Source organism: Mesorhizobium sp. ESP-6-2 (assembly GCF_020164675.1).
Taxonomy (GTDB): Bacteria; Pseudomonadota; Alphaproteobacteria; order Rhizobiales; family Rhizobiaceae; genus Mesorhizobium.
In genome coordinates this window covers 410781-424636 of the sequence record NZ_JAIUGT010000003.1, presented here as the reverse complement: position 1 = coordinate 424636, position 13856 = coordinate 410781, and the positions used below count along the sequence as shown (strand labels likewise).

Genomic DNA, 13856 nt, shown 5'->3' with positions numbered 1-13856 from the left:
GAGAGCTGCAAATTCCCGGTTGACAAGAAACATGATCAAGTATCAGTTTCGTGAATGCTGACAAGTTGTCAGTTTTTTTATCGCGCTGCAAGGACGTTGGGAGGCGCCTCGTGACTGCGACGGAAGCCGTACAAGCGGAAAATGGCGATTGGCTGGTCGGCAATCCGACCGGGGTCGAGCTCGGCTCCGCATTATGGATCGGCTCGGTCGGGCTGCTGATCCTCGGGCTTCAGCCGGTGCTGCTTGGCGCTCTCTACACCGAGGGCCATGTCAGCGGCGATGAACTGGCGCTGGTCGCCACCGCGGAGATGATCGCCATCGCCATCGGTTCAGCCGTGGTGGCGATGCTGTTTTCCGCGCGCAACATGCGCTGGAAAAGCGCCGTCCTTCTGATCCTGCTGGCCCTGGCGAATGTATGGACGGCGCACGCCGCAAGCGCCAATGCGCTGATCGCCGCCCGCGCCCTCGCCGGGCTGGCTGAAGGTGGTCTGGTCGCGATCGCCACCGAACTGATCGCCCGTTCGCGCCGGGCCGAGCGCATCGGCGGCTATTTCATGACGCTGCAGACCCTGGCGCAATGCGCGCTCGCTCTGCTTTTGGCGCTCTATGTCATTCCCAAGGCCGGGTCGTCCGGCGGCTTCATCGTGCTTGCCGTCGTCTGCATCGTCTCGCTGGTGGCCGCCATCACCGTGCCCGGTGACTACGCCGACCTGCCGAAAGAGGAGAACCTGGCCAATGTGCTGACGGTTCCGTCGATCACCGCGCTAGTGTCGGTTTTCTGCTACTTCATGTACTTCGGCGCGATCTGGGCCTTCCTTGAACCGCTCGGTGCGCAGTATGGGATTGATAGCTGGACCGTCGGCCTGATCGTCTCGGCCAGCCTGGCGACGCAGGTCCTGGGCGCGATCACGGCAACCGTGTTCGAGGCGCGCATCGATTACCGCATTGCCATTGCGGCCATCGGTGCCGTCGCGCTGGTCTCCTCCCTTGTTCTTGCCAGCGCACCTGGCCTGACGACATTCTGGATCGCCGCCCTGGTCATGGGCTTCATCCTGTTGTTCATCGTACCCTACCAGATCCGGCTGGCGATCACGGCGGACGAGACGCGTACCGCCGTGCTGCTGGTGCCGGCCGCACAGCTCTTCGGCCTGGCGATCGGGCCGGTGGCGGCGTCGCTGCTCATCGACGGCAAGGATTTCCGGCCCGTGCCGGAATTCGCTGCGGCAAGCGCGTTTGTCAGCGTGGCCCTGCTTGGCCTGTTCGTGGCCACTATGCGCCGTCGGCGCGTCTGACGGGACGGCCAGATGTCGACGATCACCGCGCGGAACTGGAGCAACTGGTCGGGCTTCGTGCGCGCCGAGCCGAAGCTGGTCGCCACTCCAACCGACGCCGGCGAGCTTGCCGATCTGGTGCGCACGGCACCTGGGCCGCTGCGCGTGGCGGGTGCTGGCCACTCCTTCACGCCGCTGGTGGCATCGCAAGGCGCGATCGTTTCCCTGGAGAAGATCGAGGGGCTGGTCTCGCACGACGTACAAAGCCATCGCGCGCGGGTGCGGGCAGGGACGCGGCTCGGCCCGCTGATGCACATGCTGCAAGGCATCGGCCAGGGCCTGCCCAATATGGGCGACATCGACCGCCAGGCGATCGGCGGCGCGCTGGGCACCGCCACCCATGGTTCCGGGCTGACACTGGGTGCTTATCACACCCGGTTGGAGACGGTGCAGATCGTGGATGGGCGGGGCGAGTTGCGCGAGTTCGATCAGACCCGCGACCAGGACATGATCCATGCGATGGGCGTTGCGCTCGGCTCCTTCGGCATCTTGAGCGAAGTCACGCTGAACAACATCGCGACCTACCGGCTGCGCCGCCGCAAGTGGGTGCTGCCGATCGCCGACATGCTGCGCGACTTCGAGACGATGATGGCCGCGCACCGGTCGGCCGAATTCTACTACATTCCGTTTTCCGGCTACGCGCAGTTCATCGCCAGCGACCTCAGCGACGCGAACCCGACCACCAGGCCCACCGACGACGACGAGGCCGGACTGGCGACGCTACGCAAGCTGAGCAGGGCGCTGCGCCGGCTGCCATGGCTGCGCCGCTCTTTGATCCGCGGCGCCGTGAAAAAGGTGGCGGCCGAGGATTATGTGCAGGACTGGCTCAACGTCTATGCCAGCGACCGGCAGACCAAGTTCAACGAGATGGAGTATCATCTGCCCTTCGAGGAGGGGCCGAAGGTGATCACCCAGATCATCGAGCTGACCGAGAAGCACTTTCCGGAAGTCTATTTTCCGATGGAGGTGCGCTCGGTGGCACCCGACATGTTCTGGCTTTCGCCCTTCTACAAGCGTCTCACCTGCTCGATCGCCATTCATCACGATGCCGCCAACGACCCTGAACCCTTCATGCGGGCGGCCGAGCCGATCTTCCGCAGGCATGGCGGCCGGCCGCATTGGGGCAAGATGCACAGCCTGAAGGCGGCGGATCTCAAAAAGCTCTATCCGCGCTGGGATGATGCCATGGCCGTTCGGCGAGACACCGATCCCGAGAACCGTTTCGTCTCGCCCTACATGGCCGGCCTGTTCGGCATCGGCCAATGAGCGGCTATTTCACCGCGCTGTCGGATGCGTTGAGGGCAGCCGGCGTCTTTCAGCCTTGTCTCGTGCTCGACCGCGACCGGCTGGACCGCAACATCGACCTGGTGAAGCAGAGACTGGCGCCCGGCCTTGCCGTGCGGCTGGTCGACAAGTCGCTTGCTTGCCTGCCGCTGCTTTCGCACATCGCCGGGGCGCTCGGCACCCATCGCTTCATGACGTTTCATCCGCCGATCACAAGGGCCGTGCTCGACGCTTTTCCCGATGCCGACATGCTCTACGGCAAGCCGATGCCGGTCGGCGCGGCAAAGCAGGCGATTTCAGGCGGCACCGCCGACTGGTCGCGCGTCTGCTGGCTGATCGACAGCGAGGAAAGACTGGCGGAATACGGCGCTCTGGCCGCCGAACTCGAGACCGAGTTGCGCATCGTTTTCGAGATCGATGTCGGGCTGCATCGCGGCGGGTTCGCCGAACCGCAGGCCTTGTCGAAGGCATTGAACGCGCTGCCCGCCCGGTTGCGCTGCGAAGGCGTCATGGCCTATGAGGCGCACGCGCCGCACATTCCCGGTCTGTTCGGCGGGCCCAAGAAGGCGCTGGCAGAGGCGTCGCAGCGGGCCGCGGCGTTCATCGCGGCTCTCGGCGAGGACCAGCGCCGAATACTGAACATCGGCGGCTCGAAGACCGCGTTGCTTCATCGTGGCGGCATGGCCAACGAAGTGTCGATCGGGTCGGCCTTCGTGCTGCCCGGCGATTTCGACACGCCCGGCCTCGACGGCTTCCAGCCCGCGGCCTTCATCGCCACGCCGATCCTCAAGGTGGTCGAGCCGATGCTGCCAGGCCCGCCGGCGGTCACCCGCCTGCTGCAGACGATCGGTCGGTTTCCGCGCAAGGGTTGCTATCTCTATGGCGGCAAATGGATGGCCGAACCGGTGTTTCCCGAAGGCATGAAGGCCAATGGCCTGCTTGGCCTTTCTTCGAACCAGCAGTTCATGGGCCTACCCGGCGATGCCACCACCAGGTCCGGCGACTACGCCTTCCTGCGCCCAACGCAGAGCGAGGCGGTGCTGCAGCAGTTCGGACCGATCGCGGTTTTTTCGGGCGGCAGGCTCGTGGACCGCTGGCCCGCGCTGCCGATGGGGTAGGGCGTTGCGGCCATTGCTTCACCACCCGGATGAGCTCGACGGTCGTGCCGAACGGCAATGCTTCAGCGGTAGCGCGCCTGGTTCCATCGGTGGCCAAGCAGCGACAGGATGATGATCAGCCCGTTGAAGAACTGCACATAGAAGCCGCTGAGGCCGGCGGCGACGACGCCGGTCTGGATGAACGCCACCGTCAGTGCGCCGATCGCGCCGCCAAGCACGGTACCGATGCCGCCCCAGGTCGGCGTGCCGCCCACGAACACCGAAGCCAGCACCGGCAACAGATAGCCGTCGCCGGCGGTTGGCCACCAGGTGAAGTTGATCATCGTCGAGAAGGTGCCGCCGATCGCGGCCCCGATGCCGACGAAAACGAACACCTTGACCTTCACCCGCTTGACGTCGATGCCCATCTGCTGGGCGCTGTCGGGATTGTCGCCGACCACCTTCACCTGCGCGCCGAAGCGGTGGCGGTTGTAGAGCAGCGCGGCGAAGACGACGAAGGCGAGCGCCCACAGAATCTGCACCGGAATGCCGTAAACCTGGCTGGAAAAGATCGTATAGGTCCAGCTTTGCCCGAGCGTCGGCAGCGCGGTCGACTTGCCTTCGTTGATGATCTGGATCAGCCCGCGCAGCAGGAAGTTCATGCCGAGCGTGGCGATCAGCGACGACAGGCTGCCATAGACGACCAGCACGCCGACCAGGAAGCCGAGCAGCATGCCTGTGGCGAGTGCTGCGACGATGCCGAGGAACGGATCGTAGCCGGCCTGAACGACCAGCGCGAAAACCCACGAGGCAAAACCCATCGTCGCCGGAAACGACAGGTCGATTTCGCCGGCAGTGACGACAAAGACCAGCGGCACGACCACGAACAGCGCCACCGGCAGCGTGGTCAGCACCGAGCTGTAAAGAAACCAGGTGGTGAACACGGTCGGATTGGCGATGGTGAAGGCGACCATCATCACCACGAACACGCCGAGCGTGCCCAGCGCCGCGCGATTGTCGAGAACGAAGCCGCGCAGCAAATGATCGGACGGGTGCTTCCACGCCGCTTCGCCCATTTCGGTACGGGGCGAGGGGGCATGGCGATTGGGTTCGGCGATGTTGCTCATGGCCTTGTGTCCTCCGCGCGCTGGGCTTCGCCCAAGCCGGGCAGGCCGCCGGGATGCGCGAGGTCTTCCATGAAATTGACGAGCGTGTCGGCCGACTTGATGTCGCATTTGTCGACCTGTAGCGCCACAGTGCCACGATCGAGCACGACGAAACGGTCGGCGATGTCGAAGACATGGTGGATGTTGTGGCCGATGAACAGGATCGAGCGCCCGCTCGCCCGCACCTGGCGCACGAAGTGGAAGACCTTGGCGGTTTCGGTCAGCGACAGAGCCGTCGTCGGCTCGTCGAGGATGATCAGGTCGGCCTGCTTGTAGATGGCGCGCGCGATCGCCACGCCCTGGCGTTCGCCGCCGGAAAGCTGGCCGACAACGGACTGCGGCGTGAACACTTTCGAAGTGAAGCCGATCTCGCGCATCAGCCGGCTCGCCTCCCTGATTTCGGTGCCGACCTTCAGCCAGCCGAGGAAACCGGTGAGTTCGCGCCCCATGAAGATATTGCGCACGATGGTCTGCTGCACGGCCAGCGCACGATCCTGGAATACGGTCTCGATGCCGGCGTCGCGCGAGCGCGCCGCGTTCCAGCCGGTGACCGGTTTGCCGCGAACGAGGATCTCGCCACTGGTGGGCTTGACCGCGCCGGCAAGAATCTTGATCAGCGTCGACTTGCCGGCGCCATTGTCGCCGATCAGTCCGACCACCTCGCCGCGGTCGACGCTGAGATTGACCCCGCCAAGCGCATAGACCTGGCCGTAGGATTTCGTGATGTCGCGCAGTTCGATGATGCGTTCGGCCATCGGGTCCTCGCTTGCTTGTCGCATGCCGGCTCTCGCCGGCGGTCCCGCCGGCCGGGCCTAAGCCCCCGGCCGGCGGCTTGGGAGGTCAGCGCAGTGCCTGCTTGGCCAGTTCGGCGACGATCTTGTAATTCTCAGGCGTGACGAAGCCGGCGCCGGTATCGACATTCATCGGTGCCAGTCCCAGCACCACTTGCTGGCAGAGGCTGAGGATCGGCAGATAGCCCTGCATGAACGGCTGCTGGTCGGCGGTCAGTTGCACCCAGCCGCCCTTGAAGGCCTCGACGATCTGCGGGCTGGTGTCGAAGCCGAAATTGAAGATGTCGCCCGGCTTCCGGCCCGCCGCCGTCATATAGGTCTGAACGTTCCCGAGCATCTGCCCGCCGGGGTAGCCGACGGCCTTCACGCCGGGATTGTTGAGCAAGGCGGCGGTGATCACCGGGATCGCCAGATTCGGATCGGCCGCCCATTCGGTTGCGGAATTGATTTGAACGACATCGATGCCGGCCTCTTTCAAGGCGGAGACGGTTCCTCGCTCGCGGGCGCCGCGGCTCTCGTTCTCGAACGGGCCGATCATGATGGCCTTGTCACCGGCCTTGAGCTTGGCCAGCTTGAAGGCTTCCGCGCCAAGCGCGCGGCCCTGCTGTTCCTGCTGCGCGCCGACATAGCCCCCGCCGAAGGCCGCCACCACCGTCGGCACCGGCACGTTTTGATACATCATCTTGATGCCGTCCTTATGCGCCTGTTCGGCCAGCGGCATGATGGCGGCGTCGCCGGGATGGCCCATCATGGCAATGCCGCTGGGCTTGACAGCGACCGCCTCGCGCAGCTGCTGGACCATCTTTTCGATGTCCCAGCCTGAGAAGATGTAGTCGACCTTCGGTCCGAGATCGGCCGCAGCCTGCTTGGCGCCATTGTAGACAATGGTGCCGAAGGCGTCGCCCTCGGCGCCGCCGACGAAAAAGCGGATGTGAACGTCCTTGCACCATTGCGCGTCGAGCGCCTGTGCCGGCAAGGTGGAGATGGCGGCGAGCGCGGTGGCGGCCGCCACCACGGTCGTGCGCAGAAGTGTCGTTCTCTTGGCGATGCTCATGCACGTTCCTCCCTTTGTCCTCGCGAGCGAGGGTTTCGACATCTGCTTCGGCAATCCCGTCCGGCTCCTCCCGCCGGCCAATTCTCACGTCGGGTTCGGCAGGTAGCTCAGGCCTCCTCTGCATTGCTGGAGATATTCCAGCGCGCGGACCTGGCCTGTCATTTCAAGATCGTCGCGATAGACCGGATCGTGCCAACCTTCGATATCGATGGCGCCCTTGTATCCGGCCAGCCGCAATTCGCTGATCACACGCGTCCAGTCGCTGTCGCCGAAGCCGGGCGTGCGCATCTGCACGAAAGGCAGGCGGCCGAAGACGCCGTGCTCGCGGATGACATCCCAGCGCACCGTCGCGTCCTTGCCGTGGACATGGAAGATGCGCGGCGCCCATTTGCGGATCTGCGGGATCGGGTCGATCAGGTAGACGAGCTGATGGCAGGGCTCCCATTCCAGGCCGAGATTGTCGTTGGGCAATTCGTTGAACATCAGCTCCCAGGCATCGGGATTGTGGGCGATGTTCCAGTCTCCACCCGCCCAGTTGCCGTCCATGGCGCAATTCTCGAAGGCGATGCGCACGCCCTTGTCGGCCGCGCGCCTGGCCAATTCGCCCCACACTTCGCGGTAGCGCGACAGGCTGTCGGTCAGCGGCTTGCCGCGAATGCGACCGGTGAAGCCGCTGACCAAATTGGTGCCGAACAGATGCGCATTGTCGATCACCGTCTCCCAGGCCTTGAGCACGCCCCGGTCGGTATCGCCGATCTCGAGCGGATTGCCGAACACGCCGATCGAGGAGAGGGTGACGTCGGCGTCGCCGATCGCCTCGCGAATCTCGCCGGCCAGCCGCGGCAGGTCCTTGCCGCCCAGCGTCTGCCAGAAGAAGGGCTGAATGCTCTCGAAGCCGAGCGGCAGGATCTGCCTGATATAGGCGGCCGGATCTTCGAGATTGGCCCGCACCATGGTGCCGATCCTGATGTCGAGAAGCGGGTTCGGCATGATCATCCTTCCTGCCTGGGGATTTCGATCCGGAGCCCGGTCTCGGCGCTTTCGATCGCTGCGAAAACCATGGCCAGGCTCTTGACGTTGTCGGCCCCGCGCGTCTCCGGCTCTGTGCCGGTTTCCACGGCGCGGACGAAATCTTCCATGACGCCGAGATGCCCGCCGATGCGGTCGGTAGGGTCGAGCGGCGGCACCGCTACCGGCACGACCTTGTCGAGCAGGCCTTCACGTTCCGGCAGCACGGCTTCGGCCTTCAACTCGTCATGACCATCCCAGGTCAGGCTGCCGCGTTCGCCGACGATGCGCCAACTGCCTTCCCAACTGGTGCGGAAGCCGTCGGCGCACCAGCTGCCGCGATAGGTGAACATCTTGCCCTGGCCGAGTTCGAAGGTGGCGCTTGCCGACGATCCCTGCCGGTACCAGGAATTGGCCGGCTCCCATTCCCGGCAATACACTTCGGTCGGCTCGCCATCTATCATGTAGCGGGCGGCGTCGAACGTATGGATCGCCATGTCGAGCAGCAGCACGTGGCGCATGTCTTCGCGGAAACCGCCGAAATGCGGCGCAACGAAAAAATCGGCGTGGATGCTGGTCGCAGCGCCGATGGCGCCGGAGCCGAGAAAGCGCCGGATGCGCCGGACGTTGGCGACGTAGCGGCGGTTCTGCACCACGGCATGGACGCGTCGCGCACGCCGGGCAGCGTCGATGATGGCGCGCGCATTGTCCGGGCTGTCGGCCAGCGGCTTTTCCGTCAACAGATGACAGCCATGGGCAAAGGCCGAATTCGCCACGGCGCGGCGGGCGGCGGGCACGACCACATCGAACACCGCATCGGGTCGGGTCTGGCCCAGAATGGCGTCGAGATCGGTCCCGATCGCGACCCCGGCGAGGTCGTATTCGCGGGCCCGCTGGCGCGCCCTGTCGGCGTCGAGGTCGACGAGACCGACGATCCTGACGGCAGGGGATTGGCTGATGGCCTCGAGCCAGGTTTTGCTCATGGCTCCGCACCCGACCAGGACGACGTGCATCATCCAGCGCTCCTCCGGCCAACCCCTCCTGGCTGGCACCACGGCAGTCCGTAAATGACTTCCGTAAACGTTTACGATGACACACCCGATGGCGTATATTGTCAATCGGATTTGTACCGTCGGTTCTGAAACGCCTTGGCCGCACGACCGGCTGGTGCTAGCCAGAAGCAGGAGGGGGAGGTCTTGGCGTCCAGCATTCACGATCTTGCGCGGCACCTGAATATTTCGATCGGTACGGTCTCGCGCGCGCTTAACGGGCGTGCCGACGTGAACGCCGAGACACGCCAGCGCGTGCTCGAGGCGGCCCGGAAGCTCAATTATTCACCGAACCATTCGGGCAGGAACCTGCGCCGCGGCACCACTCATGCAGTGGCTTTCATGCTGCAGCCGCATCCGGGCGATCAGCAATATGGCGAGCCGTTCTTCATTCCCTTCCTCACCGGACTGCAAGCGACATTGGCCGAATGCGGGCTGGACCTGATCATCGTCATGGGCGCGCCGGCGGATTATCAGCAGGAGCGGCTGCGCCGCGTCGTCGAGACGCGTCGTGCCGATGCCGTCGTGCTGGCCTGGACGCGGCGCGAGGACGATCGCATCGACTATCTGAGCAAGGCCGGCTTTCCCTTCGCGACGCTCGGCCGAAGCCGGTCCGGCGACGACAGCTATCCCTCTCTGGATCTGGATTTCGAGAAGGCGGGCGCCGATGCGGTCGACCGGCTGGTTACGCGTGGCCACCGCCGCATCGCCGCCATCCGGCCGTCGCTTGACCTGAATTTCGGTTATCTGTTTCTGGAGGGTTATTGCAAGGCGCTGCGGCGGCACGGCATCGAAGTCGATCCCGGCCTGATTGTGGATGGTTTTATCAACGAAGCCGGTGGCTACGCGGTGACACCGCAAGTCATGCGGTCGAAGGATCCGCCGACCGCGATTATCTTCAACAACGACTCGATGGCGCTCGGCGGCTGCAAAGCGCTCGCCGAAATGGGGATCAAGCCCGGGCAGGATGTCGCGGTGATCGTCATCGTCGACACGCCGCTCTGCCGTTATTTCTCGCCGGCGCTGACCGGCTTTCGTCCGAGCCTTGACCCGATGGGGCGGCGGCTTGGCGAAATCCTGCTCGCCTCGCTCCCGGCTTTCGCCGGCGCGAAAGGGCCAGAGATCATTCGCGAGGTCTGGCCGCTGGAACTGGTGGCGCGCGATAGCGATTGACCAGACGATTGTATTGTTATAACAGAACATACATCGACCTTGCCTTGACGCTGCCTGCATCCTAGGCTCCGACTCGTGATGGTCCCCGCGCCGCAAGGCAAGGGGTGAAAAGGGAACATGGTGAAGCCCGATTTTCGGGTCGAAGCCATTGCTGCCCGCAGGAACTGCCGATCGGCATCATCACCAGCTCACTCGGCGCCTTCTTCGTTGTCACCATGCTGATCCGCAACCGCTTGTGATGGGTGTAGCGGCGGCCGCAAATCATGGGACGCAGCCATGATTGTGCCGCACGGCTGCCATGCACGTTTGCCGGCTTCTGGAACAGTGCCGGACTTGAATGATAAGCACGCTTATTATATATCCCACTCATGGTTTCCGAAGGCGTAGACAGATTGGGATTTTTGATCCACGACGTGCAGCGGCTGATGCGAAAGCGCTTCGAAGCGCGCGCCAGCGGCCTTGGCCTGTCCTCGGCGCAATGGCGCCTGATGGTTCGCGTCGCCAAGGAAGCCGGCGTTTCGCAGGCGCGGCTTGCCGAACTGCTCGAAATCGAGCCGATCAGCGTCTCGCGGCTGGTCGATCGGATGGAGGAGGGCGGCTGGATCGAGCGCCGCTCCGACGCCGCCGATCGCCGGGTGCGCATGATCTTCCCAACTCCCAAGGCAAGTGCCGCGTATGCGGAGGTCAAGAGCCTCGCCGGCGAAGTCTATGAGGAGTCGCTGACCGGCGTTTCGCCGGACGATCGCCGCGTCCTGATCAGGGCATTGGATGCGATGGCACAGAATCTCGCGGATGGCGATTCACCGTCCTGCGACAAGGTCAAGAATACGGAAGGCGCAGCAGCATGAACGCGGTAGCCAAGGTTGACGAAAACGCCGCCAAAGTGGAAATGGAAGCGCCGCAGCAGCCGGCCGCGGCCCCTGTTACAGTGGCACCTCCGGCAGAGCCGGCACCGGCGCCAAGGAAGAAGCGCCGTCTCGGCCGCTTCTTGTTGATGTTCGCCCTGCCGGCGGCGTTGGTCATTGGTGGCGGCTATGTCTGGGTCACTGGGGGGCGCTACCAGGAGACGGAGAACGCCAACCTGCAGCAGGCCAAGGTATCGATCGCCTCGGACACGGCGGGCCGCATCGTTCAGGTCGCAATCTCGGACAACCAGAGCGTGAAGCAAGGCGATCTTCTCTTCGCCATTGACCCCGAGCCTTACCGGATCGCGCTTGCGCAGGCCGACGCGGCGGTGGCCGCGGCGCGGCTCAACGTCGAGCAGCTGCGTGCCGCCTACAGCCAGGCCATGGCGCAGGAGAAATCCGCCAGCAGCGAAGTTGCCTATGCCCAGTCGCAATACGACCGTGCCGCCGATCTCGCCCAGAAAGGCATCAACGCCAAGTCTTCGCTCGATGAGGCCAGGAACGATCTCGACAAGGCAAAACAGCAGCTTGCCGTCGCCGAGCAGGGCATCGTCAGCGCCAAGGCCGCGCTGGGCGGCAATCCCGATATCGAGACCGACAAACATCCGACCGTGATGTCGGCGCTCGCCGCGCGCGACAAGGCTGCCTACGACCTGGCGCAGACCACCGTGAAGGCGCCCGCCGATGGCGTCGTCTACCAGGCCGCTTCCTTCAAGGTCGGCCAGTATGTCGGCTCCGGCACGCCGTTGTTTTCATTGGTCGAGACCGGCGATACCTGGATCGACGCCAATTTCAAGGAAACGCAGCTGACCAATATGAAGCCGGGCCAGAAGGCCGAAATCGTGGTCGACACCTATCCGGGCAGGACCTTCGAAGCGACCGTCAAGGCCATCGGCGCCGGCACCGGCGCGGACTTCTCGCTGCTGCCCGCCCAGAACGCCACCGGCAACTGGGTCAAGGTCACCCAGCGCATTCCGGTCCGTCTGGAGCTGAGCGATCCCGACGCCAAGATGATGCTGCGCACAGGCATGAGCGCGGCCGTCACCGTCGACACAGGCGTGGCGCGCGGCCTGCCTGGCATTTTCGGCCACGCCACGGCTGGCGAGGCCGCGAAGTAAATCAGCGGAAGCCCGCGGGGATCATGCGGGTGGACGCACAGAGCAGGGGGATTGGTCTGATGGGAGGAGTGGAAGGGTCAGCCTTCGGGGCAAACCGCATCGCGGTTTGATCGAAAGCTGAAATCTTCGACACGGACCCGTCGGTCCTCATGTTTCCGGGCGGCAGGCATCCGCTCAATCGAGACCTTCGGTCGATGTAACCCCCACATCGATAATCGCGTCCCACCGCGATGAGGGTCTCTCAACGGAAGGCTTTGCCGCCCGGAAACCCTGTGTACACGTTTTTGTTACCGGCTGGAAGTTCCGCATCATGAGCACGCCAGAACCTTTCAAAGAAGTGCCGCATCGCGGCCTGATCACGGTTGCGCTCATGCTGGCGACGATCATGCAGGCGCTCGACACCACGATCGCCAACGTCGCGCTGCCGACCATGACCGGCGATCTCGGCGCCTCGCCCGACAACATCAACTGGGTGCTGACCTCCTACATCGTCGCGGCGGCGATCATGACGCCGGTCACCGGCTGGCTTGCGGACCGTTTCGGCCGCAAGGAACTGTTCCTGACGGCGGTGGTCGGCTTCACCATCTTCTCGATGCTGTGCGGCCTGGCCTGGAGCCTTGAAACCATCGTGTTGTTCCGGCTCATGCAAGGCGTGTTCGGCGCCGCGATCGTGCCGCTGTCGCAGACCTTCCTGCTCGACATCAACCCGAAGGAACGTCACGGCCAGGCAATGGCCATCTGGGGCGCCGGCATCATGCTGGGGCCGATTCTGGGTCCGACGCTTGGTGGCTGGCTGACCGAGAATTTCAGCTGGCGCTGGGTGTTCTTCATCAACCTGCCGGTCGGTATCGTCGCCTTCCTCGGCATGGCCGCTTATCTGCCGGCCATTGCGCGGCGGGTGCGAAGCTTCGATTTCTTCGGCTTCGCCATGATATCGCTCGGCGTCGGCGCGCTGCAGCTGCTGCTCGATCGTGGCGCCGAGGTCGACTGGTTCTCGTCGGTCGAGATCTGGATCGAGCTTGGCCTTTCGATAACTGGCTTCTGGGTGTTCATCATCCACACGATGACCGCGGAGCATCCCTTCATCGACCCCAAGATCTTCCTCGACCGCAATTTCGTGACCGGGCTGGCGTTCATCTTCGTCATGGGCGTGCTCATTCTGGCGAGCATGTCGCTGCTGCCGCCCATGCTGTCGACCATCTTCGGTTATCCGACCATCACCATCGGCGTCGTGATAGGGCCGCGCGGCGTCGGCACGATGATTTCGATGCTCGTCGTCGGCCGGCTCATGAGCAAGGTCGACGCCAGAATCCTCGTCGTCATCGGCTTCCTCCTGACCGCGCAGTCGCTCTACACGATGGCCGGCTTCTCGCCGCAGATGGACAACTGGCTGATCATCACTTCCGGCATCATCCAGGGCCTGGGAATGGGAATGGTATTCGTTCCGCTGTCGACGGTGGCCTTCGCCACGCTTGACGTGCGCTTCCGCACCGATGCCACGGCTTTGTTCAGCCTTGTGCGCAACCTCGGCTCTTCCATCGGCGTATCGGTCGTGACGGTGCTCATGGTGCGCAATACACAGATAAATCACGCCGAGCTTTCCGCCTTTATCAATCCGTTCAACCCCAATCTGTGGGCGGTTTCGCCGGCGGCGGCCGGCGGCGACCAGATGGCATTGTCCCAGGTCGACAGGATGGTGAACATCCAGGCGATGATGATCTCCTACGTCAACGACTTCAAAATCCTGATGATCATGACGCTGGCCGCCATTCCGTTCGTGATCCTGCTGCGCAAGCCGAAGACGGCGCCGGCTGGCGGCGCGCCGGCGGCACATATGGATTGATATTCGCCGACGGCTGTCCGCTGCCGGCGATGGCTTT

General features: G+C 64.1%; 12 protein-coding genes. 7 read left to right on the top strand and 5 right to left on the bottom strand.

Annotated features, from left to right (window positions below):
- Positions 1 to 110: 110 nt before the first annotated feature.
- Genes LB532_RS11565 through LB532_RS11555 form a run of 3 tightly spaced genes read left to right on the top strand, consistent with a single transcriptional unit; the run spans position 111 to position 3733 of the window.
- The gene (locus tag LB532_RS11565; RefSeq protein WP_140637698.1) at positions 111 to 1292 is read left to right on the top strand and encodes an MFS transporter; all 1182 of its coding nucleotides are present in this window, start codon (positions 111 to 113) and stop codon (positions 1290 to 1292) included.
- Positions 1293 to 1304: 12 nt separating this feature from the next.
- On the top strand, positions 1305 to 2597 hold the full coding sequence (locus LB532_RS11560) for a D-arabinono-1,4-lactone oxidase (RefSeq protein ID WP_140637699.1): 1293 nt from the start codon (positions 1305 to 1307) through the stop codon (positions 2595 to 2597).
- The gene (locus LB532_RS11555) at positions 2594 to 3733 is read left to right on the top strand and encodes a DSD1 family PLP-dependent enzyme (protein ID WP_140637700.1); all 1140 of its coding nucleotides are present in this window, start codon (positions 2594 to 2596) and stop codon (positions 3731 to 3733) included. The genes LB532_RS11560 and LB532_RS11555 overlap by 4 nt, the downstream gene beginning before the upstream one ends.
- A 62-nt stretch (positions 3734 to 3795) precedes the next feature.
- Here LB532_RS11555 and LB532_RS11550 read toward each other — a convergent pair whose 3' ends face one another.
- The 5 genes from LB532_RS11550 to LB532_RS11530 form a co-directional block, all read right to left on the bottom strand.
- Positions 3796 to 4839: an ABC transporter permease gene (locus LB532_RS11550; RefSeq protein ID WP_140637701.1), complete on the bottom strand. Its 1044-nt coding sequence runs from the start codon at positions 4837 to 4839 to the stop codon at positions 3796 to 3798.
- Positions 4836 to 5633 (bottom strand): ATP-binding cassette domain-containing protein, encoded by a 798-nt coding sequence (locus LB532_RS11545; protein WP_140638289.1) that lies wholly within the window; start codon positions 5631 to 5633, stop codon positions 4836 to 4838. Before LB532_RS11545 ends, LB532_RS11550 begins: the two co-directional genes overlap by 4 nt.
- 85 nt (positions 5634 to 5718) lie before the next feature.
- On the bottom strand, positions 5719 to 6723 hold the full coding sequence (locus tag LB532_RS11540; RefSeq protein WP_140637702.1) for a substrate-binding domain-containing protein: 1005 nt from the start codon (positions 6721 to 6723) through the stop codon (positions 5719 to 5721).
- An 84-nt stretch (positions 6724 to 6807) separates the two neighbouring features.
- Positions 6808 to 7713 (bottom strand): sugar phosphate isomerase/epimerase family protein, encoded by a 906-nt coding sequence (locus LB532_RS11535; protein ID WP_181169236.1) that lies wholly within the window; start codon positions 7711 to 7713, stop codon positions 6808 to 6810.
- Positions 7714 to 7715: 2 nt separating this feature from the next.
- Positions 7716 to 8747, bottom strand: a complete 1032-nt coding sequence (locus LB532_RS11530) for a Gfo/Idh/MocA family protein (RefSeq protein ID WP_140637703.1) — start codon at positions 8745 to 8747, stop codon at positions 7716 to 7718.
- Positions 8748 to 8927: 180 nt separating this feature from the next.
- On the opposite strand from LB532_RS11530, the gene LB532_RS11525 reads away from it, so the two are divergent.
- The 4 genes from LB532_RS11525 (at position 8928) to LB532_RS11510 (ending at position 13819) form a co-directional block, all read left to right on the top strand.
- On the top strand, positions 8928 to 9953 hold the full coding sequence (locus LB532_RS11525) for a LacI family DNA-binding transcriptional regulator (protein ID WP_140637704.1): 1026 nt from the start codon (positions 8928 to 8930) through the stop codon (positions 9951 to 9953).
- Between the two features lie 368 nt (positions 9954 to 10321).
- Entirely contained in the window at positions 10322 to 10801 is a 480-nt protein-coding gene (locus LB532_RS11520) for a MarR family winged helix-turn-helix transcriptional regulator (RefSeq protein WP_140495025.1), read from the top strand.
- Positions 10798 to 11976, top strand: a complete 1179-nt coding sequence (locus LB532_RS11515) for an HlyD family secretion protein (protein ID WP_140637705.1) — start codon at positions 10798 to 10800, stop codon at positions 11974 to 11976. Before LB532_RS11520 ends, LB532_RS11515 begins: the two co-directional genes overlap by 4 nt.
- Before the next feature lie 310 nt (positions 11977 to 12286).
- Positions 12287 to 13819 (top strand): DHA2 family efflux MFS transporter permease subunit, encoded by a 1533-nt coding sequence (locus LB532_RS11510; RefSeq protein WP_140637706.1) that lies wholly within the window; start codon positions 12287 to 12289, stop codon positions 13817 to 13819.
- Positions 13820 to 13856: the final 37 nt, after the last annotated feature.